Annotated in this window: 20 protein-coding genes; 13 read left to right on the top strand and 7 right to left on the bottom strand. The window is 60.3% G+C overall.

The genetic code is table 11. The features are described from left to right. Nucleotides 1-3 precede the first annotated feature (3 nt). Genes D769_RS21615 through D769_RS21645 form a run of 7 tightly spaced genes read right to left on the bottom strand, consistent with a single transcriptional unit; the run spans nucleotide 4 to nucleotide 5,950 of the window. Nucleotides 4-594, bottom strand: a complete 591-nt coding sequence (locus D769_RS21615) for a toxin co-regulated pilus biosynthesis Q family protein (protein WP_008649443.1) — start codon at nucleotides 592-594, stop codon at nucleotides 4-6. A gap of 28 nt (nucleotides 595-622) precedes the next feature. After that, nucleotides 623-1,048: a lytic transglycosylase domain-containing protein gene (locus D769_RS21620; RefSeq protein WP_008649444.1), complete on the bottom strand. Its 426-nt coding sequence runs from the start codon at nucleotides 1,046-1,048 to the stop codon at nucleotides 623-625. Continuing rightward, nucleotides 1,045-2,283, bottom strand: coding sequence for a TrbG/VirB9 family P-type conjugative transfer protein (locus D769_RS21625; protein WP_008649445.1), 1,239 nt, complete (start codon nucleotides 2,281-2,283; stop codon nucleotides 1,045-1,047). The genes D769_RS21620 and D769_RS21625 overlap by 4 nt, the downstream gene beginning before the upstream one ends. Continuing rightward, nucleotides 2,280-3,077 (bottom strand): transglycosylase SLT domain-containing protein, encoded by a 798-nt coding sequence (locus tag D769_RS21630; RefSeq protein ID WP_008649449.1) that lies wholly within the window; start codon nucleotides 3,075-3,077, stop codon nucleotides 2,280-2,282. The genes D769_RS21625 and D769_RS21630 overlap by 4 nt, the downstream gene beginning before the upstream one ends. After that, complete coding sequence (locus tag D769_RS21635) at nucleotides 3,070-4,314, bottom strand: TrbI/VirB10 family protein (RefSeq protein ID WP_008649450.1); 1,245 nt, start codon at nucleotides 4,312-4,314, stop codon at nucleotides 3,070-3,072. The genes D769_RS21630 and D769_RS21635 overlap by 8 nt, the downstream gene beginning before the upstream one ends. Beyond that, nucleotides 4,314-5,225 carry a TrbG/VirB9 family P-type conjugative transfer protein gene (locus D769_RS21640; protein WP_008649451.1) on the bottom strand — a complete coding sequence of 304 codons (912 nt, stop codon included), beginning with the start codon at nucleotides 5,223-5,225 and terminating at the stop codon, nucleotides 4,314-4,316. Before D769_RS21640 ends, D769_RS21635 begins: the two co-directional genes overlap by 1 nt. Before the next feature lie 17 nt (nucleotides 5,226-5,242). After that, nucleotides 5,243-5,950 (bottom strand): VirB8/TrbF family protein, encoded by a 708-nt coding sequence (locus D769_RS21645; RefSeq protein ID WP_008649452.1) that lies wholly within the window; start codon nucleotides 5,948-5,950, stop codon nucleotides 5,243-5,245. A 398-nt stretch (nucleotides 5,951-6,348) separates the two neighbouring features. Here D769_RS21645 and D769_RS21650 point away from each other — a divergent pair, with 398 nt between their 5' ends. The 13 genes from D769_RS21650 to D769_RS21710 all read left to right on the top strand — a co-directional run bounded on the left by D769_RS21650 (nucleotide 6,349) and on the right by D769_RS21710 (nucleotide 19,804). Then, nucleotides 6,349-7,398, top strand: a complete 1,050-nt coding sequence (locus D769_RS21650) for an ATPase, T2SS/T4P/T4SS family (protein WP_011239902.1) — start codon at nucleotides 6,349-6,351, stop codon at nucleotides 7,396-7,398. A 19-nt stretch (nucleotides 7,399-7,417) separates the two neighbouring features. Beyond that, on the top strand, nucleotides 7,418-7,765 hold the full coding sequence (locus D769_RS21655; protein WP_008649454.1) for a TrbC/VirB2 family protein: 348 nt from the start codon (nucleotides 7,418-7,420) through the stop codon (nucleotides 7,763-7,765). A 1-nt stretch (nucleotide 7,766) separates the two neighbouring features. Further along, nucleotides 7,767-8,096, top strand: a complete 330-nt coding sequence (locus D769_RS21660; RefSeq protein ID WP_008649455.1) for a conjugal transfer protein — start codon at nucleotides 7,767-7,769, stop codon at nucleotides 8,094-8,096. Continuing rightward, nucleotides 8,090-10,546: a VirB4 family type IV secretion system protein gene (locus D769_RS21665; RefSeq protein ID WP_008649457.1), complete on the top strand. Its 2,457-nt coding sequence runs from the start codon at nucleotides 8,090-8,092 to the stop codon at nucleotides 10,544-10,546. Before D769_RS21660 ends, D769_RS21665 begins: the two co-directional genes overlap by 7 nt. A 16-nt stretch (nucleotides 10,547-10,562) precedes the next feature. Further along, nucleotides 10,563-11,321, top strand: coding sequence for a conjugal transfer protein TrbJ (locus D769_RS21670; RefSeq protein ID WP_008649459.1), 759 nt, complete (start codon nucleotides 10,563-10,565; stop codon nucleotides 11,319-11,321). Between the two features lie 12 nt (nucleotides 11,322-11,333). Further along, nucleotides 11,334-12,386, top strand: coding sequence for a type IV secretion system protein (locus D769_RS21675; protein ID WP_008649461.1), 1,053 nt, complete (start codon nucleotides 11,334-11,336; stop codon nucleotides 12,384-12,386). Beyond that, complete coding sequence (locus D769_RS21680) at nucleotides 12,386-13,627, top strand: TraI domain-containing protein (protein WP_008649463.1); 1,242 nt, start codon at nucleotides 12,386-12,388, stop codon at nucleotides 13,625-13,627. The genes D769_RS21675 and D769_RS21680 overlap by 1 nt, the downstream gene beginning before the upstream one ends. Next, a complete protein-coding gene (traD, locus tag D769_RS21685; RefSeq protein WP_008649464.1) occupies nucleotides 13,627-15,492 on the top strand; it encodes a conjugative transfer system coupling protein TraD in 1,866 nt (621 codons plus the stop codon). Before D769_RS21680 ends, traD begins: the two co-directional genes overlap by 1 nt. A 6-nt stretch (nucleotides 15,493-15,498) precedes the next feature. Continuing rightward, complete coding sequence (locus D769_RS21690; protein ID WP_008649465.1) at nucleotides 15,499-16,005, top strand: hypothetical protein; 507 nt, start codon at nucleotides 15,499-15,501, stop codon at nucleotides 16,003-16,005. Then, nucleotides 15,980-16,276 carry a hypothetical protein gene (locus D769_RS21695; RefSeq protein WP_150982632.1) on the top strand — a complete coding sequence of 99 codons (297 nt, stop codon included), beginning with the start codon at nucleotides 15,980-15,982 and terminating at the stop codon, nucleotides 16,274-16,276. Before D769_RS21690 ends, D769_RS21695 begins: the two co-directional genes overlap by 26 nt. 3 nt (nucleotides 16,277-16,279) lie before the next feature. After that, entirely contained in the window at nucleotides 16,280-16,897 is a 618-nt protein-coding gene (locus tag D769_RS21700; RefSeq protein WP_008649469.1) for a DUF4400 domain-containing protein, read from the top strand. A 55-nt stretch (nucleotides 16,898-16,952) separates the two neighbouring features. Continuing rightward, entirely contained in the window at nucleotides 16,953-17,786 is an 834-nt protein-coding gene (locus tag D769_RS21705; RefSeq protein ID WP_008649471.1) for a hypothetical protein, read from the top strand. Nucleotides 17,787-18,064: 278 nt separating this feature from the next. Further along, on the top strand, nucleotides 18,065-19,804 hold the full coding sequence (locus tag D769_RS21710) for an ATP-dependent helicase (RefSeq protein ID WP_008649473.1): 1,740 nt from the start codon (nucleotides 18,065-18,067) through the stop codon (nucleotides 19,802-19,804). Nucleotides 19,805-19,997 lie beyond the last annotated feature (193 nt).

Genomic DNA, 19,997 nt, shown 5'->3' on the forward strand with positions numbered 1-19,997 from the left:
TCCTCACTTGGACGGGTCGCACTTCGTGGTGAGCTTCACCACACGCACATAGTTGTTCGAGTAGAAGCAGGGCTTCAGGCTGTAGTCGGTCATCTCGGTCGCGGACAGCACGCGCCGCACGGCGGTTTTGAAGTCACCCGAGAAAGCGTCAGACGCCTCGATGGGCACGTCCTGGTCCACTTCCCACTGCGCCGCCGTCCACCCCGCCTCCCGGGCCCACTTTTCAATGAGGACGCGGTAGTTCGCGTCAGCAGGAGACACGCTCCAGCTTCGCTCCAGCGGTGCCGACGGGCTGAGGGGCGGCACGGTGCTCGGAGCTGGGGTCACGGCTACCGGCGTTACGGCTACCTGCGCGGCGCTCGGTGTACTTGCCACGGCCGGTGAAACCGCAGCCACCGTGGTCGGCTTCGCGCGCTCGCCCGCCAGCACCTGCCACCCACCGCCTGCGAGCGGCTTCGTCGGCTCGAAGTTGCCGAACGGCTCTGCGCCAAAGGGGCCGGAGGCCGGCACCGCCGCATGGGCGCATACCGCAAAGGCGGCCGCACCGGACAAAAGGGTCCGGGAGATCCGGGCGAGCATTCGAGACTGGTACATGGCTGATTTCCGTTTGAATTCGAATGGGTTACTTGCTGGTGGATTGCAGCTTCTGGTAGACACGGTTGGCGTAGCGCAATCGCTTGTCGGGCGAGCCGGCGTTGTAGCAACCGACTGCCGTCCAGGTATCTCCGTAGCGGCTTAGGCAATCGGCGAGGATCCACGTGCCGACGTAGGCGTTGGTGCAGGGATCGAACAGACTCTGGCGCGTGATGCCGTACTTCGCCAACCGCGGCAAATGCGCCGAGTTGATCTGCATCAGCCCGATGTCCTCGCTGCCGTTAGTGTTGCGGTTGGTTACCCACGACCGCATCCCTGACTCGACCTGCGCAATGCCACGCGCCAGCACGGGACTGACGCGATGGAATGCCGCCGCCTCGTCCAAGCAATCGGCTTGCACAAGACCGGCGAGCGCGGTGCCGGCTATCAGTAGCCCGATACGGATTGCAATCATTGGACCGCGCGCTCGTAGAAGCGGACCTCCGGCAGGCGGTCCACACGGACGACATTGCCGTCTGCGATGACGGTCAGATGGTCCGATACCCCGTCGAACTTGAAGTAGCGATCCTTCTGCTCCCCGCCGCCCTGGTGGTTGTCCCCGAACACCGAGATGCTCGCCATTGACTTGGCGAAGCTCAGATAGGTCGCGCCATCCTTTTCGAAGACGCGTTCAAGGCCAGCGGCGTTGTCTCGCGGAAACAGGAAGTTGATGCCTGGCACGCGCGCGACCTCCACGCGCTTGCCGCCACCGCTGGCGGTAAAGTTGTCGACCGTCGGGAAGGACAGAACCTTTTCGGTGTCATCCCATCGTGTGCGGAGCTTGTCGCCCGAGCCATCGCGCAGTTCCATGTCCTTCGGTTCGGATTCGAAGCGCACCTCGATGCGACCATTTTTGGCATCGCGAATGGCCAGCGCATTGAAGGCCGAAGCCAGAGTCGGCCCCTCCGGCAGGGGTGTGGCGGTAGGCGCCGCGTCGGCCACTGGCGCAGGCACGACTGGCGCGGCAACACGCAGCATGCCGGCCGTCTGCGCAGCGTGGCCCGGCTCTACAGAGAACGCTTTGGGCGGCGTGGCACGCAGCGAGATATTCCGGCGAACGAAGTCCACCTCCGCATAGAGATTGCGCTGTTCGAGCACGCGCGCCAGCGCCTGCACCCAGTTCTCGCCCGCCTTTGCGTCCAACGAAACGTCGTCGGTAAGCGGGATATCTTTCTGGGCCGTGCCACTCCATCCGGCGGGCGCGATGGACTTCACCATCTGTGCAAGCGGCAGTGACGAGCGGCCGACCCGTACCAATGGAAGGTCCGCATAGTTACCGATCAAGGCCAAACGACCGGAGACGGAAGCAAGACTCCGCGGCATATCCCCGCTAGGGTTGGCCGGCTCCGAGGTAAAGCCGTTTGCCCTCTTCCATCGAGCCACCACCGGCTGCCCGTTCACGGTGTAGCGCAGCACATCGGGCACGCCATCGATGACCCAATAAGGTCCGTTCTGAATGGCGCCGTCCGCCTGGACAAGCTGCCCATGCCGGGGTTGAATGTAGGTGGAAAGGCCGTCGTTGAATACCATGGCGGGGCGATCCGCAGCGCGAGCGACGACCTGATAGTCGAAGTCGAGCGGATCAGTGTCGGCCGCGTGAGCGCACGCCGCGACCAGCGCAACAGCGGAGAAGAGGAGCGGCCTGATCATTGGAATTGGGCGACGTGTTTCATGAAGCGGGAAAAGTACGGCCCACCGCGCTCGGGATTGGCGCTGTGGTACCAGGCGACAGCCTTCATGGCCGAACCGCTGCGCTGAAGGTTCTCTGCCAGAATGTCTTCGGCAACGCGGATGTTGGTCGCTGGGGCAAGCGCCTCCCACGGCGACGCAAAACGCTTGCCGTGGTAGCACCAATTCACCTGCATCAAGCCCACATCGAAGTCGCAACGGTCATTCGCGAGCAGACGATTGACGGCCGCGTACGCTTCCTCGCGCGTGGCGAAGAACATGCCGCGACCCGACACGTTAAGCGTCCAGGGCCACGGACGGCCGCGATACGACGACTCGTTCATGGCGATGCCGGCTGTGATCTTGGGATCGACGCGAACGCCCATCTGGGCAAACGGCTCGGTCTTCGGCGCGCACGCCCAGCCGCCGCGTCGCTCGGCCAGGGCTTCTTGCGCCGCATCGTTTAGCACGGCCGGTCGCAGCCAGCCTTCTCGCGTGAACAGTCGGGCAATGGGCGTCGCCTTGCCAGCCAACGTCACGACAGGTCCGTCGTCGGCACCCGGCTCGATCTGCGCGCCGAGAAGCCGCGCGGACCAGCCAAGGAACGCGTCAAGGCCGCAGTACAGGACCGGCTTGCCATCCAGCATATGGACGCGTGCCTGCCCGTCTGCCTTGACGACGATAGCGTTGGGGCTGATGACGGCCTCGATCGTTGCAGCCTGTGCGCCAAGCGATGCGGCAACGGCAATCAGGAGCGTCGCAAGCCGCTTAGTCACGATACGGCTCCAGGACGATATCGTGCTTGACCTGCACCATCATCTTCTGCCCCGGCTCGGTGGTGATGGTCGGGCGGATGTTCTGGTTGCGGTTCAGAATCGTCTGCGCCGTCTGGGTCGCTACCTGTCCGGCCGCATTGCCGTACGCCACCAGACCCGAGGGTCCTACCGTGGTAGTTGTCGGGTTGTCGTTGAAACGCAGCGACAGGGCGCCGATCACGAGCGCACCGCCGAAGATCTTGAGGAAGTGGTTGTTGACGTCGCCTGTATTGCCAGCCGTGCCGTCCGGGTCCGCACCCTGCATGCCCATCAGGGGAACGGTTTTCCCATTTGGCAGTTGCATGCGCACGAAAGCGGTCAGGATGCGTTCCTGGCCCACAGCAATGTCTGCGCTATACATCCCAACCAACGTGGTGCCGGCCGGAATAATTTTGCACGTACCCTTGACGGTGTCGTAGACGTCCTGCGATACCGTTGCACGAAACTCACCCGGCTTGTCCGAGTTGAGGCCGCCGGCGAAGTTGGCGGGAATCACGAAGCCGCGGCTCAGCGTGCAGCGCGGCAGCTTGCCGTCGAACCCGGTTCGCAGCGTGTTCAGACTTCCCGCGTCGCGCAGGAACTGGCGATCCGACGAGGATGCCTGCGGCGCAACGCCCTCCGGGGTCGCCCCCGCAGCATTCGCGGCGGCCGCCTTTGCCGCGACAGCCTGCTGGATTGCACGCATCTGCGCGGGATCCGTCACGTCCGGCATGCCTGACGGCTGCTTTACCTGTGCGACCTGGGACTTGCGTGTCCCGCTCTTGAATACTGAGGACGTGAAGAGGTCATCTTCCGCATTCTTCTTCGCATCCGGCGCAGCGCCTGTGGCTTTCGCCGCGCTAGTGAGATCGCCGGCGGTCATGACGGGCGCCTTGGTATCCGTCGCAATGGCCAGTTTGCGCTGTTTCTCGGATTCCTCACGCGCCTTGTCCGCCTGCGCACGAATGACCGCATCCAGGCTCTGCCCGGTATCCGCGCTGCCGGCACGTTGCTTGATTTCATCGGCTCGCGCTTGCTGAGCCTTGGCGTCGATCTGCTCGTCCGAGACGGTCTGGAAGTAATAGCCCAGGGCGCCAACCATCAGTGCCGCCGCACCACCCAGTGCGAGGACGACATTGCGCGGGAGCTTCCCCTTGACGGTCCGTTCCTGCGCGTCCGTCACGTCGGTGACGTTGTCCGCATTTTGTTTGCCACGCATCAGAACAGCCCCAGGATGCGGCGGCGGCCGCGCTCGATCTTCACTTCATCGTCGCCCGAGCGCAGCACGACGGTATCAGCCAGTCGCTGCACCACGAGGTACCCGCCACGGCGGATGGCATTGACCACCACGAAATCGCTGCCGTCCTTGATGAAAGCGACCGGCCAGTTCTGCAGCGCTGCGTTGGGCAGGCGCAACCAGAGCGCCTTGCCATCGTCAAAGGCAGTTTCCGGCTTGAAACTGGCGCTCCCCGAAATCGCATACTCGAAATTCAGTTGATCGGGAGAAACGCCAACCGCATCCGGATTGCGCGATCCTTCGGCTTCTGCACCCTTGGCTTCGTCCGGCGCTTCACCACGCGCGTCGTTGCGCGCCTTCACCTTGGCGGAGATCGACGTCGGAACCTTGAACCGGACCTTTTGGTAAAAAATGCCGCCGAGCGGAGACGATACGAGCGTGAACTCATAGCTCCGCTTGTTCGTATTGACCGACAGCGTGTTGACCAGCCCCGCCGCCTGCGGCTTCACGTAAAGATGATTGGCACCGTCCGTGTCGTAGTCCCATCGCACGTTTTCGCCCCAGGCGGGATCGCCAACGATCTGTTCGTCGTCTGGAAATTCGATGGTTGTGATCTTCAGCGGTGCGCTGAGCACGCGGAAGATCTGATCTCGGCTGTAGGTGAAGACCACAAGCCGAGAGTCACCCGGCAATGCGATCGGATCAACGCCGCCATTGAACGGATTGGCCGGATTCATAGCGTCGCTGAGGTCGCCGATTCCCAGTCCGGCCATGCCGGCGCCGGTGCGACGCGCATTTTTGTCGGCCGCATGACTGTCCGGAGCGGAAAGCAGCATGGCCATGCACAGCGCAATGGCCAGAGGGATGAACCGGGAGGGGGTGCGAGCTTCCATGGGCGTATGCGCGACGATTAAGCCGCCGATTTCTGAATGCTAAAAAAGATGGGGTACACCCCAAACGGGTTGGTACCGAGGACAGCCTCCTTGTCTGCAGGCTTGGTCTGATACCGGAAGGTGATGGTGTAGCGCTGCTTGCGAGGCTTGTAGCCGTCTTCGGTAGTTGTCGTGACAAACTCGACGACGACCGTGCTATCGGGCAGGCTCGCGATGTTGATGAACTTCGGCTCTCGCGTCAGCGTGGGCGACGACATGACCTGTCGGAACGGCTCGTCCTCTTGCACCCAAGCGTTGAACTGGTCCTTGGCGGCACCCAGCATCTGCTCACGAACCGAACGCAGGTTTGATGCCATACGCGACGATTCAATCTGCGGCGTCAGGATCGGCTCGACCGTGAACCAGCGTTGCACCAGATCCTTGAGAGCCGCCTGCACCTGGCGCTCATCGGGACGAAATGCGTCGAGTTCGCGCGTGATGGGCTTGCCAGTCACGTCCGACGATACGCCCACCACCTTCACAACAGACGGCGGAGGCTCGCGGGTCAGGATCGCAGCCACCGCAATCACGCCGAGCCCGAACGTTGCCAACTTCCAATGGTTGCGATCCACGCTGATGCGTGTGGTGATATCGAATATCGCTTGCTCCGGACGCTCATTGCCATACATACCTGGCGCCACGGTCAGGGGCTTGGCTTTGTCGGCGGATTTTCGAAAGAATGGCATGCTGCGGCGGTCCAATGGGATGCCGCTAATTGAATCAGTGATTCGCCTTCCGCTTATCCCGAAAGCTATGCCATTTCGCGGAGCTTTCCATTTATTTGCATTAGAGCGACTGTCATATCCCCATGCCGCCCCCCGCAATCAAGGAAATCTCCTCAGAGTCTGGATGTACGGACGACATGCCTGGCATGCCTCGGTTCGACCCCGCATACGGACTTAGAAACGCGAATACTCAGGTTTTGACCGTGCGATTCGTCGTTTTTGAAAGGAACATGTTCCTCCGGTCGGGCTGAAGCGAAATCGGTCCCGATGTGGGAACAAAGCGAATTTGTCGAAAGCTACTGAAAATCGGCCATCTTTCGCCGCCTCATTTGCCCATTTGCCCGCCAACAATAGCGGGCATGGAATCCCCAGCGAACAACCACCCTCTTTTGCAGCTCACGCAGCTCGCCGACAGCGCAGTCTCGATGTTCTTCGAGTCGCTGGCGCCACTGCACGATGTCATCCATGCGTCGGACGTCGCGGAAGTCATGATCAACCGCCACGACAGTATCTGGGTGGAGCGACGTGGGGTACTGACCAAGCTCGATATCGTCTTGGACCCAATTAAGGTGGAAGGCGCCGTTCGCTCCCTCGCCTCTTCCGTTGAAAAGTCCGCTGTGCGCGGAACCTCCCAGGGCATCATCAATGCCGGCCACAAAGGTCTGCGGATCGCGGCGGTCATGCAGCCGACCGCGATCGACGGCCACGCACTGAGCATTCGTCGCCACCGCGAAACGAACCTGACGCTGGAGGACTACGCCAAGGCGGGCGCGTTTTCATTGCGCAACGCGACCACGAAGGCTGAGGAGCCGATCTTCCTGGGCAACGAGGAAGACGAGGCGTTGATGCGTGCGCTCGAGCAGTTGATCGTAAGGCGCAAGAACGTCATCGTTGCGGGCGGCACGTCGTCGGGCAAGACCACTTTCCTTAACGCGCTCGCCGGCCGCGTCCCGGCCACCGACCGAGTCCTCACCATCGAGGACACGATGGAACTCAAGCTGACGGTACCGAATCTGGTGCGTCTGCTCTCGAACAAGGACAAGGGCGTCACTACGCAACACCTCGTCGCGCTCGCCTTGCGTTTCCGACCCGATCGCATCTTCGTTGGCGAAGTTCGCTTTGGCGAGGCGTTCGACATGTTGCAGGCGTTCAACACCGGCCACGACGGCGGCATGGCGTCCCTTCACGCCAGCAGCGCTCGCTCGGCCCTATCTCGCCTGGAGAGCATGGCGCTTCTTGGGATTCCCCCCGGCTCGGGATGGAAGCTCGACGACATGAGAAAGCTCATTGCCGATTGCATTCACTACGTGGTGCACATGAAGCGCACCGGTGAAATGCGTCACGTCTCGGAAATCATTGAGATCAAGGGTTTCAGCAACGGCGATTACGACATCAACCGCGTTTTTTAACCAACGGAGTCTTTCCGAAATGACCCTAACCTTCAACCACCGCGTGCGCGCCACCGCACGCAAGTACGCGCCCTCGGCCCTGCTGATGGTCGGCATGATGGCTGTCGCCACGTCGGCGGTTGCCGCTGACGACGCATTCCTGAATAACCTCGGCAACTTCATCTGTGGCATCGCGACGTTCATCAACACGAAGTATCTCTTCGTGGTGGGCCTGATCGTGATCGTCCTGGGCGCCTACGCGTACGCGAACGCGGAGTCGTCCCTCTCCAAATTTATCTCCGGCGCCTGCGTCGGCGTGGGTCTAGCGGCCGCTGCCCCTTCCATCCTGAAGTCGCTAGGCCTGATCGCCTCCTGTGTCGGTTTCTGACATGCGCAAGCACCACGTAAGCATCGGCCTGTCCATGCCGCGCCTGATCGCTGGCGCAGTACGAAGTCTGGCTATCGCCAATGGGACGATTGTCGCGCTCCTGATCTACGTCACATATCGGAGCGGCTGGCAAATCCCGCTGGCAGTTTTCGTCTATGGCCTGTGCAGCCACGCACTGCTGGCGTGGCTGACGAGTCGTGATCCGTGGTGGAACCAGATCCTGAACGTCTACAACCAGTACGGAGACCTGTACGAGTCGCTGCCATGGCACGGCAAGTCTCACGCGGTGTTCCGCCGCCCCTATGGCTTTGACAGCGACCTGCCATGCTGAAGCTGAAACGACGGCCGCTGGCGGAAATCGCGCCGTGGCTCACCTCGATTACTCCCGAGCTCATCCTGAACAAGGACGGATCACTGCTCGCTAACTACGAATTCCGTGGTGTGGATGCCGATAGCGCGGACGCGAGCGACATCACCTCCGCGCGAGACCAGCTCGACCAAGCGTGCCGCTCCTTTGACAACCGCATCACAGCTTGGTGGCGCCTGACGCACCGACGTACCAAGGGATACGTCGACGGCGAGTTCAGCAACGGAACGGATGCACGTCTCGACGCGCTCAACCGCGCCCACATGACCACGGGCAGGTATTACCGCAATGCGCATTCGCTGAGCATCGCCTATACCCCCGAGACGGGCGTGGCCAAGTTCTTCGAGAAGATTGGGCATCACATGACCGTGGGCGGTAAGCCGATTTTCGCCGCCCTGCTCGAAGCGACCAAGGATACGGTCCTTGCCCGCAGCGCGTTCGCCTTCGACATGGAGAAAATCCGCTCCGACACGCGGCGCTTCGAAGCCATGCTGGACGCATTTACCGGTGGGATTCCGCGCATCAAGCCAACGCGCCTTGCGATGCAGGACAGCTACGCCGCGCTCCACCAGGTCGCCAACCCCAGTGTGCCGAAGCGTCGCATCCGTTTCCCGGTAACGATGCTCGACACCCATCTGAGTGAGTCGGAAATTACGGTTGGCTCCGAGCGCCTTCTGTTCGAATCCGCACATGGCAAACGCTATGCCGCTATCGTTGCCGTCAAGGAATGGATGAGCTTCCAGGAAGCGGCGCTCGACACTCTGCTGCAAGTCGACGCCGAGCTGGATATCTGCATCATGTACCGCTTTCTGGACACCGCCCGGGCAACGGCCTATATCGAGAAGGTGCGCCGCTTCTACAAGATGGCGGCGGTCAACCTCCGTTCGATGGTCCAGCAATATATGTCGAAGGAGGAGAACGAGAATGACGAGGGGCGGGAGGAACTCGCCAAGGAAGCGGGCAAGGCACTAAAGCGACTGACCGCTGAAGGCGTACAGCACGGATTCGCCAACATCTCCATAGTCGTCTACGCCGACACCGAGGCGGAATGCGAGGATGCCGTCAGCGAGGTGGTAGGAACACTGACGAACGCTGGCTTTGGCGCGATTCGGGAGAAGACCAATCTGATGGCGGCGTGGAACAGCACGCTGCCCGGCCGCTGGGACCGCCAGCGACGCTTGCAGTTTGTCGAGACACCCGCGGTTTCCGACATTGCTCCTGTACGGTCGGTGCTCGAGGGTCCGACGCGCAACGACTGGCTGTCGGAGAAGACAGGCACGGAAGTGCCGCCACTCACCTGCCTGCCCACCCGTCATCGGACTGGCCAGCGCGTCGATATGCATCAACCAGGCGGCAATGGACACCTGTTTGTAATCGGGCCCATCGGCGCGGGGAAGTCAGTTTTCCTCAACTTCCTAGTGTCGCAGGCGGATCGGCACAAGGCGCGTCGCATCCGTTTCGACAAAGACCGCTCCACGCGTATCCCCACGCTGCTGAGCGGGGGGGCATTCATCGACGTAACCGGCAAGTTCCAGGCGAGCACACCGGTCAATCCGCTGTCTCTGCTCGCCGACCCGGGCAGCTTTACCTACGTCACCGAATGGCTAACGCTGGCCCTCGAAGACGACGATTTCTCCCTTTCTCCGCAACAGAGTCAGGACATGTTCGAGGCAGTGAAGCTGCTCGCGAGCTATCCCCGCGAGCGGTGGACCCTCAGTGCCCTCTCCACGATGCTCCATGCCGATCTGCGCGAGCGGCTTCAGATCTGGCTGGTGGGCGGGCAGTACGGCCACTTCTTTGATCACGTCGAGGATGCGTTCGCAGTGAGCGACAACCTCTGCATCGAGTGCGGCGAACTGTTCCAGAAGTTTCCTCGGGCGGCAGCTCTCTTCACCGACTATGCGTTCTACCGGATTAGCCAGTCGATGGACGGCATCCGCTACACCGTCATCGAAGTGGAGGAATGCGGCTTCTTCTTTCAGAACGAGCGCTTCTATAAGCGTTTCGAAGACTGGATCACCACCATCCGGAAGCTCAACGGAGCCATCTGGGCGGCGACGCAGTCCCTGCGGCAAATCGCGCGTGTGGCGAATTTTGAAATCCTCAAGGAAAACATCGCCAACTGGATCTATCTGCCGAACAGCCAGGCAAAGACGAGCACGGACCTTTACGGAGACATGTTTGGCCTGACCAAAGACCAGATCCAGATGATCTCCGATGCGGTACCGAACCGTGACTACCTCTGGATCACCAACGTCCAGACCCGCATGCTCCAGACCGCTTTCAACGACGAGATGGTGGCGATGCTGCGCTCGGACGGTGTGGCGCAATCCATCTGCGACACCCATTACGCGTCGGGCGAGCCCGACTGGCAAGACCGCTACGTGCGCGAAATGCTCGCGCGCGCAGCCTAAACAGGGAGATATAAGAGTGAAGAAGTGGATCGCCAACCTTGCCGTCGCCGCGTCCGTGCTCGGCGCCGCCCCCGCTCACGCCGCCCTACCCGTCACCGACTGGGTGGGTCTGGTGCAAACCACGATCTCGGCGTTGCAGTCCATCAAGTCCGAGGTGTACGAGAACACCAACATCGTCTACCAGTACCAGATGATGGCGAATCAGTTGCTGCAAGCTACAGGTCTGGATGCAGAGGCCATCACCGAGCAGTTCAACAGCATCAAAGACGAGATCGGAAAGTACGAGGTGTACGGCACCACGCTCAAGGACCTCTATGGCACCGTCTCCGACAACGCCGACTATCTGAAGAAGATTCAGAGCATGGTCGTCTCGTCCGGCAAGACGAAGGAACAGTGGTTCGAAGATCAGCGCTCCCTCCTGACCAACGGCGACAAAACTGCCAAGGCGCTCTTCAGCCTGGGCGAGCAGATCTTCAAGAACACACAATCGGTCGCCAAGCGCCGCCAGAAGATCCAGTCGCAAATCAAGCTTTCGGCAACCGCGCAAGCTGCCGCGCAAACCACGAACCAGATGCTCGACGTATTGGCGAGCCAGAACTCCGATTTGCTACAGCTCATGAGTGTGCGTGCCCAGGCCGACGCCGATCGGGACCAACAGACCGTTGCCAAGGAGACCCAGAGCGCAGAAGCGATGCGATCACTGGCAGCCGCTCAAGATGAAGAGCTCAAGAACCTCCGGGCCCGCGTCTTCTCCCGCAAGCTGCAGTCCAACTGACCGTCACACACTATGCAGATCGCCCGCTTCATCGTCTTGCTTCTGACGGCCCTTCTATTGCATTCGCCGCCGGCTTTCGCACAAGCGTCCGCCCCTGAAGCGGGCACCGACACCGCACAGCAAACTGCCCCGAACAAGGGTGGCAAGCCCGGGCTATTCGCGCAGCCGGGATCGATTGGTGAATCGCTCAAGAGCTGGCTCAGCCAGTTCGAATCGTTCCGTACCGGTCTGATCGGGGGCGCCACCACATTGAGCAAGACCCTCACTCCGGACGCGGACAAGATCGCCTTCGGGCTTGCCGTCATTTCGCTGACGTTGGCTGGAATTCGTTTCGCCGCGGCGTCGCAACCTGTCGCGGCCTGGACCGAGGTCTTCGAGACGCTCCTTATGCTTGGCATCTTCGCGTCCCTCTACACCGGATATGACAAGTTCGGGCCTGGCATTTACGAATACTTCCAGCATCTCGCCGACAAAATCGCAGGCACACAAGCGATGTCACCTGCGATGACGCTCGCTTCCGTCGGCGCCGGATTCATTGATTCCTATATTGAGTCTATGAAGGCGGCAAGCGGTATCTCAGACGTCTTGATGATAGCGTTTGCTGGAATGCTGTTGCTGGCTGCGTTCGTTTTTTGCGCCCTCGCAGCTCTTCTCTACACGTTTTTCATATCCCTGGGCGAGATTGCGGCAGCCATCGGAATTGTAATTGGACCTATCGCAGTCGCCCTCGGATTCTCCGACTATAGCCGTCGCTACTTCTCTTCGTGGCTGGACTATATGATCGGCGCATCGATGTATTCGGTCGTTGCCGCTGTGATGGCTCGCCTCGTCTCGAGTGCACTGGTGTCCACGCTTATCGATCAGAAGAGCGCCGGCACAGCGACGCTGGCTGGTGCCGTGTATGCCATGAGCATTGCGCTGTTCATGATTCTTGTCGCCTTCGAGCTTCCTAAAATCGCCGGTGCGATCTTCGGCTCCGGTGGTGGCATCAGCGGCGGTGGGGCCATGCGGGTTGGCCTCAAGGCCGCCGGCGGCATCGGCAAGTTCCTTGCGAAGTTGAAATAATGAGTACGCACACCCATTCCTCGATGCCGGCAGCAGCGCTTTTGTCAGCTCACGAGAGCCGGATCGCGTTGATTCGGCAGTATGCAAACGAGGTGTCCGGCGACTTGTTCGCCGTAAAGTGGCTGAGCATTCTGACGCGGTGCGCGGACTGGTTTTCCAGTATGCCCCTGCGCTTCGCTGAACATGCGGAACCGGGCGGTGCATTCCGCGCTACGGTCGAAGCGGCGTACTTTGCGATGCGCCTGTCCGGCGCGCAGAAGTTCGGTGCAGACCAGCCGTCTGAGCGCCGGCGCATGCTCGAGCCTCAGTATCTCTACGCCCTTTTCCTTGCAGCGTGCTGCTCGCGGCTCGACGAGCCGTGCCGTCACTTTCAGTTCTATCGCGACAGCGATGGTGCAGAGTGGATCCCCGCTGCCCACGGCGCCTTCGGTCCCTGGGTCGGCACAAGCAATTACCGTGTCACGAGACGCGAGGCTATCCAGCCCATTGAGCGTATGCGCACCGCACTTCTCGCGCGCGAGATTCTTGGTAGCGAACGATTAAGTGCCTTCGACAGCCAGGTGCTCACCGAGCTTTTCGGTGCGATCAATCCGGATCCTCGACCGACCGGACTCGAAACGCTGCTGCATAAGGTTGTACGGCAATCCATCGACACACTGACCCAGTTCGAGATCAAGGCCAGAAAAGCAGAATTCCCCCCGGACTCGACGCCCGTTCCGACAGCCGAGAGGCTGGAGAAGGCTGTCAATCCGTCCTTGGCTCAGGCTGACGCACCGGTGCCGGCGCCGCCGCCGGCCACTTCCACGCAGCACGCCGACGGAAAGGGTAACGTCTCGCCAGCGGAATCCGCGGGCCTTGGTTCGCAGGCTCAGGTCGAATCGCCGGATGCCACGGCCTCGGATGCCTCGGCGGCGCGAAATGTGGTTCAGCTCGACGGAGCGCGTTCGTTGCGCAAGGAGTTATCCGCCGACGATCCCTTCAAGGCTTTGGCCGGCAGCTCTAACTTGATGCGGGAGTTCTTCAAGGCGCTGGCCCAGGACGTTGCCAGCGGCAAAGCCAAGGTCGCGCGGATCGACGGCAAAGTCTCGATTAGCAAGCGCTCGCTCGGCAACTTTGGCCTGGCGTCCGACACCCTTGTCGAGCATCTGCGAAAGGGCAAGCACCTATACAAGGTCGATGGCCAGAATATTCTGTTGGTCGACGAAGTAGGACGTCTCATCGCGCCGGAGACTGCATCATGATGAATCACTACATCAACCATTTCCGGCCCATTTACGAATTTCGCGCGGCCGTTGGCTGGACCGTCGCAGCTTTGTTGATTCTGTTGAGCGGCATGCCGCACGCTGGCTATTTCGCGCTCTTGTGCCTATGTGCCCTACTGCTACGGTCCGCGCAGGTTTGGCGCGCCCTCAGATTCCGACTCGCCATTTCCACCAAGTGGCTTACCGTGGTCAAGATCGATGATCTTCTCGATGCCAGCCGCGGTCTCCGCTCGAAGGACAAAGACGTGGACGCCATGTACCTCGGCACCGGCTACGAATGGACCCAGAAGCACTGTCAACTTGCGCACGATATTCTGCGCATGCCGTCCACCGATATTCCCGGCTTGCCAAAATGGTTGCCGAACGAAACGGTACGTGCCATCGAAAAGGCCTTTGCTCCCGCCAACAGCATTGCGGACCATTCGCCTCAAGGCAAACCTTGGATTGCGGGTCTGGAGACCAAGAAGCAGCCAGTGCCGTTTCACTACAAGGCGATGGGCGGCCACACGTCCATCAGCGGCACCACCGGTGCGGGCAAGACGCGCACATTCGAACTGATTTCCACGCAGGTTATTCATAACCCTAATGACGTTTTGATCGTGATCGATCCGAAGAACGACGTCGAGTGGGTCGCAAGATGCCGGCGAGAATGCGAGCGTACGGGTCGGAAGTTTCTGTATTGGAAGCAGGCGGCGCCGTCCCAATCCATCCGTTTGAATCCACTGGAAAACTGGTCGCAACCGTCGGAGATACCCACGCGCGTCGCCCAGCTCATGGAGGAAGGCCCGTTCCGGCAGTTTGCGTTCCTGTTCATCGATCGTTCTGTCAAAGGCGAGCTCTACGTCGGCGACAAGCCCAACCTGCGCTCCATCCTCCAATACGCACAGAACGGTATCAACAACCTGCTCGAGCGTGCGCTTCAGCGCTTTTTCCCCGAAGCCGGCATGACGGACTGGGAAGACGAGGTCGCCGGATACATGCAGCAAGTCGGTCAGAAAGGTGGCGGTACCCGTCTGGACGCTATGGTTCGACTGTATATCGACCGCTTCTCGAATCTGGGCAAGGGCCACGAGTCGATCGACGGTCTCATCTCGACGTTTCAACACGATCGAGACCACTACGGCCGTATCATCGCCTCTGCCCTGCCCCTCCTGCAGATGCTGGCCACCGGCGAGACCGGCCTCATGCTAGCGCCCAAAGCGGATGACTTCGAGGACGATAGAGAAATCTGGGATATCGACAAGGTCATCAAACAGAAGGCCGTGCTCTACGTCGGTGCGGACTCCCTGTCGAACTCCATGGTCGCGCAAGCGGTGATGTCCATGCTGCTCGCGGACATCGCTTCGGTCGCTGGCGCGATCTACAACTTCTACGCGAAGCCTCCCGAGATCGTCCTTCAAGTTGACGAAACGGCTGAGGCCATCAACGAGCAGTTGCTCCAGCTTCTCAACAAGGGGCGTGGTGCAGGCTTCAAGGCGTTCGTTGCTTACCAGACGCGTTCCGATTTCACGGCAAAACTTGGAAACGTGGCCAAAATGCAGCAGGTTTTGGGCAATCTGAACAACCAGATCGTTCTACGCTTGGAAGACATCGACACCGCGCAGTGGTTCGCCGAGAAGGCCGGGACGACGGCTATCCGCAACCTGGTGATCTCCAGCAGCACGAGTACCGGCACGGAAGCGCACGTAGGTGAATTTAGTGGCTCCGTTTCGCGATCCGCACAGCTTGAAAAGGTACCCCTGATTCCGCATGACCTGGTCATGCAACTGCCGAACCTCCAGTACTTCCTACGGATATCCGGCGGCGCCGTCTACCAAGGTCGTATTCCAATTATTCAGGACTAACCATCCATGCGCAGCAGCCTGTTCCGCGAAGTTATCAAGCAACACAATTTGTCGGCGAAGCTCTCCCCGGTGTTCACCCTCTCTCCGGACCTCGATGAGATCTGTGCCCGCGTGGTCGACTACATCGGCACGAACTACCGTGTGCGGGAAGAGCCTTTGATCAAAGAAATGCTGACGGACGGCATCGCAGCATGGCGCGCCGCGCGCAAGCATGGTGATCCGTCTGTCGCGTTCATGAAGGGCCTCTTCTCGCGCGCGCATGACCTGTACAACAAGCGCTATGCCGCATTCAAGGGCGAAAAGTACAACGTCTGGTACCCGTTCCACGAATCGATCCCGGCATTCGAGCAACGGCAGCTGGCGGGCTACGTCTGCCAAGTCGTTGACGAGCCGGTCCCCGGCGAGGTTTCCCAGCGCTGTGCTGCGTTTCAACTCGCGGCCCGGGTGCTGACCGGATACGCCTTCTCCCGTTACTTCGAGAGCTACGATGTCGCTGGCAACTTTGCACACTGACGCCCGCTGGGTCGGGCAGCGGCTTCGCCGTATTCCGGCTATGGTGGCCGCACGCATCTGTAACGTCGACCCGGCCCTGGCGCTGGCCATGCAAGATTGGTTGGTCTCGCATGCTTACCCGGACGAGACGCCGCCTGAGGCGTTCACAGCCACCAAGGCCGCACCTTGCTTCGCGCTTGTGAACATCTCTCTCGCCAAGCCGGGTGTGTTCTGGGCCGCGCTTGTTGCGATCCCCAGCTTCCCCGTCCTGCTGCTACTGCGGTGGATCTGAACCATGGCAAGTAGCCGATTCGCATCCCACGTCCGTCTTTGGCTGATTATTTCGCCACTCATGATCTGCACGCTGGCGCCATTCATTCAGGACCAGACAGCGTTCGAAATCAGTCGTTCCGAAAGGGCGTCTGTGGAAGGGGTCCTTGGGACGGAGAAGGCCGATATCGCGGTGGCATCGGCAAACGCTCGCTTTCGCGAGTGGTTCATCGACTCTGGGGCGGTGAAAGCATCCTTCGCCGGTTCCGATGCCCCAACTGCTTTCTCGGACGGGGGCGCGTCAACGTTCGGCCGCGGCTGGATGCAGCACTTCTGGCTGACCATCTATCGGGCGCTATACCGTTCCGCGGTTGCCCACCACTGGCTCTTGGGCGCGACAGTGTTGATTCTGGCGATTTTCAATGACGGATCGGTATCGCGAAAGATCCACGCTGCAAGCGCGGGATTCGCCAATCCCGTGTCATTCCATGTCGCAGCCCACGGCCTGATGCTTTGCTTCGGGATTGGAGCCTCCGCTTTGCTTCTCCCGATTTCCCTGCTCGCCAATTGGTGGACCTATGTGGTGTGCCTGGTGGGCCTGCTTTGCTGGCGCCTCGCGGCGTCGTTCCATGTCGGCAAATAGTCCGGCCACTCAATTACGACGAGGCCATGTGGATGGCCTTCCAAACGGAGAAATCATGACCACGACCGACCTGATCCCCGCCGATGAGAGCAGCCTTGACGCTTCGGTAGCGGCTTCCCCTACCCCGAGCACGCTCGGAACCATCGACAGCACCGGGGACGTCGAGCACGAGCTCAACGAGATGGACGCGTCCGCCGATGCGCTGCGCAATGAGGGGCTGCTCTCGCCGGCCGATCATGAGCAACGCAAGGCTGAGGTCGAGCGAACCCGGAAGCTCTTTCGCGAACTTCAGCCGGAACAGCGCCAGGCAATCATCCGCCGGCGTCGCGAGCTGGGCCTGCAGATCCTGGACCGCGAACTCGCGGGCGCTGCCGTCGTGTCTGTCGCCCTGAAGCTGAATCACACGCGCCTGCGACCCCTGTTCGAACAATGGTGGCCCTACATGAACAGGATGTCGCTGAATCTCCAGCGCTTCGGCCAGAGCACCTTCACGCGAACGGAGTTGTCCACACTGGAGACGTTCCTGGAACGCGAACTGTCGAAGCTCGAGGACTATGTGGACGAGCAGGTGCGAGTGGCCAGCGCATACCGAGAGCAACGCGAAACCGAGATGCGGGGGGCCGGGGATATCGTATTTGTACCTACGATCCAGCGCCCGTCGGTCTCCCTTGAGGTCCAGGCGTACTCCCGGTTCGCGGTGCGGGCGTTGCAGGTGCTGATCAAATTCGACCAGACGATGGACCAGTTCGACTTCATGGTGTGGAACGGCATCCGCGACCAGAGCGACGTCAATGAAGAGGTGTCGCGGTTCTTGCGTAAGTTCCAGCCTTTGGGCCTGCGCAGCTACACGACGCACCTGAAGCTCATGACAACCGTGCGCGGCATCTAGTGCTTCCGGCGCGACTATGGTCGCACCAAGTCCGTCGCCATCCGACATGGTTGGACGTGGTGCCATTAGGTGCCAGATGACGGATCGGAGTTACCCACAGCGTAAGTCGGACATTGTGTCAGCACGTGCCACCAATTGGGGCTAAGTCTTACATGGTGCCTGTTTGCATAACGGCACAAGTCAAGCAACAGGCAGTTGGTGGCACTTCCTCTTCGTTGCTGGCACCAAGTCCGACCAAGTCGGTCAATGACCATCCCAGGCATTCGCCACACCGAGTTATGTCTCTCGCAGAAGTTCTCGAAAAGCTGAATCCGTCCCAGCGGGAAGTCGTTGACTGCCGCGACCATTGCGTGGCCGTCGCTGTGCCTGGTGCAGGGAAGACAGCGACGATTGCCGCCAAAGCCGCGTTGCTTCTGAGCAACCCAGCCCTTACCGTAGGTGCGGTCACTTTTAGCAAGGATGCTGCGATTGAGCTTCGCGATCGGATTCTCAAATTGGCGGGTCCTACGGCAAAAAAGCGGCTGGTCGCAGGCACCTTTCACTCACTCGCATACAAGCAATTGGGCAAGAATGGAGGCAAGTTGAACGACATCGTCACCGACGGTGTCCGCGCAGCGATCGTTGGCCAGATCCTTCAGGAGCGCGGCATCGATTGGAAGGTGGAGGATGCGCTGGCCTCCATAGAACGTTCGAAGCATCATTTGGACGATCCGAAGCCCGGTACTGTAGACGCACAGATCTTCGAGGCATACCAAGCCGCTTTGTCACGAAACGGGAAGATCGACTTTCAGGACATGCTGCGCATGGCGGTGGCCGGCATGCTAACGGGTGGCATCCGGCCCTACTCCGTTCACCACCTGCTGGTCGACGAATATCAAGATTGCGATAGCCTGCAATCGCGGTGGACTTCATTGCATGCGGCGGCCGGCTCTGTTGTGTGTGTCGTCGGGGACGATGATCAAACCATCTTTGGCTTTCGTGACGCCCTCGGCTATCAGGGCATGGAGGCGTTCATCAAGGAGTTTGATGCTCGCGCTATCGTGCTCGGCAAGAACTATCGCTCTCATTCCGAGATTCTGAGTGCCGCTGACAAAATTATCCGTAACAACGCGCAGCGGATTTCGAAGGACCTGTTGGCACATCGGGGCTCCGGCGGCTCAGTCGAATTCAAGAGATTCGACGACGAGTACAAGGAAGCGGTTGCCGTAGTTGAAACGCTGGCGCCGGCGATTCGTGCTGGGAAGACCGCCGCGGTGCTCGCTCGGACTAATCGCATTCTTGATCCCATAGAGGCGGTGTGTAGATCCCATGGAGTGAAGTACTACCGTGCCGCCGGCAAATCGATCCTCGATCGTCCCGAGGCAGCACTGATGGGAGATATGTTGGAGCTTATACAGCGAGCAAAGTTGACTGGTGTCGATGCTCTACTTGGATACTCTGGCATCGGAACCCTTGAGCTTCAACAGCTTCACGCCCAGGAAGCCGCCGAGGGTGAGTTGATCTCTGCCCCGCGCAAAAAGGACCTGGTCGAATCGGGAATATCAGAGGAGACGGCCGAGAAGTACAGGGATTTCTTGAAACGACTCGCCGAATGGCGTGCCCTATACGATCGCGAATTCCATGCGCTGACGTTGGATGGGGTCCGCGAATGGATGCTCAAGTATGTGACTGAGGACGCCGGCAAGCGTGCCATCAACACCTGCTACGACGTCCTCAGCCAGCTCAACGGACCATTCGTGGCCCGCCTTGAGTATCTTCGACGGAGAAACAACGAACCCGCCGCCGACGCCCTCGTGCTAACCACCATGCACGCCTCAAAAGGACGGGAGTGGGACAGCGTAGCCATAGTCCGAGCCGAAGAGACAATCGTTCCCGACAGCGAAAGCCCAGAAAGCGAAGAAAGGCGCCTCTTCTACGTCGCCGTCACGCGCGCCAGGGATTGCCTGTTTATCTCAACGGCGAAGAAGAACCCGACCTCGCGCTTCGTCCTTGAGGCTGGCCTAAGCCTTACTTCCTGAGGCGCGCATTCTTTGTGCGTTATATGGCACTTTCGTAGAATTCCTCGCCTTTTACTTTAACAACGACCCGTAAGTACCGGGGGAACAGCTCGATCTCTCGGGTACAACAGGCACAAAGTTAACTTGCGTATACGTCTAAGGGCCGCTAACCTTCACGGCAACGCAACCGCGGACGTCATTTTTGCCGAAAACG

The organism is Cupriavidus sp. HMR-1 (genome assembly GCF_000319775.1).
GTDB lineage: Bacteria > Pseudomonadota > Gammaproteobacteria > Burkholderiales > Burkholderiaceae > Cupriavidus > Cupriavidus metallidurans.

Bases quoted from the DNA above. Each gene is read 5' to 3' on its own strand.
- D769_RS21615 (WP_008649443.1), bottom strand. From the start codon at position 594: ATGTACCAGTCTCGAATGCTCGCCCGGATCTCCCGGACCCTTTTGTCC.
- D769_RS21620 (WP_008649444.1), bottom strand. From the start codon at position 1,048: ATGATTGCAATCCGTATCGGGCTACTGATAGCCGGCACCGCGCTCGCC.
- D769_RS21625 (WP_008649445.1), bottom strand. From the start codon at position 2,283: ATGATCAGGCCGCTCCTCTTCTCCGCTGTTGCGCTGGTCGCGGCGTGC.
- D769_RS21635 (WP_008649450.1), bottom strand. From the start codon at position 4,314: ATGCGTGGCAAACAAAATGCGGACAACGTCACCGACGTGACGGACGCG.
- D769_RS21640 (WP_008649451.1), bottom strand. From the start codon at position 5,225: ATGGAAGCTCGCACCCCCTCCCGGTTCATCCCTCTGGCCATTGCGCTG.
- D769_RS21645 (WP_008649452.1), bottom strand. From the start codon at position 5,950: ATGCCATTCTTTCGAAAATCCGCCGACAAAGCCAAGCCCCTGACCGTG.
- D769_RS21650 (WP_011239902.1), top strand. From the start codon at position 6,349: ATGGAATCCCCAGCGAACAACCACCCTCTTTTGCAGCTCACGCAGCTC.
- D769_RS21655 (WP_008649454.1), top strand. From the start codon at position 7,418: ATGACCCTAACCTTCAACCACCGCGTGCGCGCCACCGCACGCAAGTAC.
- D769_RS21660 (WP_008649455.1), top strand. From the start codon at position 7,767: ATGCGCAAGCACCACGTAAGCATCGGCCTGTCCATGCCGCGCCTGATC.
- D769_RS21665 (WP_008649457.1), top strand. From the start codon at position 8,090: ATGCTGAAGCTGAAACGACGGCCGCTGGCGGAAATCGCGCCGTGGCTC.
- D769_RS21675 (WP_008649461.1), top strand. From the start codon at position 11,334: ATGCAGATCGCCCGCTTCATCGTCTTGCTTCTGACGGCCCTTCTATTG.
- D769_RS21680 (WP_008649463.1), top strand. From the start codon at position 12,386: ATGAGTACGCACACCCATTCCTCGATGCCGGCAGCAGCGCTTTTGTCA.
- traD (WP_008649464.1), top strand. From the start codon at position 13,627: ATGAATCACTACATCAACCATTTCCGGCCCATTTACGAATTTCGCGCG.
- D769_RS21690 (WP_008649465.1), top strand. From the start codon at position 15,499: ATGCGCAGCAGCCTGTTCCGCGAAGTTATCAAGCAACACAATTTGTCG.
- D769_RS21695 (WP_150982632.1), top strand. From the start codon at position 15,980: ATGTCGCTGGCAACTTTGCACACTGACGCCCGCTGGGTCGGGCAGCGG.
- D769_RS21700 (WP_008649469.1), top strand. From the start codon at position 16,280: ATGGCAAGTAGCCGATTCGCATCCCACGTCCGTCTTTGGCTGATTATT.
- D769_RS21705 (WP_008649471.1), top strand. From the start codon at position 16,953: ATGACCACGACCGACCTGATCCCCGCCGATGAGAGCAGCCTTGACGCT.
- D769_RS21710 (WP_008649473.1), top strand. From the start codon at position 18,065: ATGTCTCTCGCAGAAGTTCTCGAAAAGCTGAATCCGTCCCAGCGGGAA.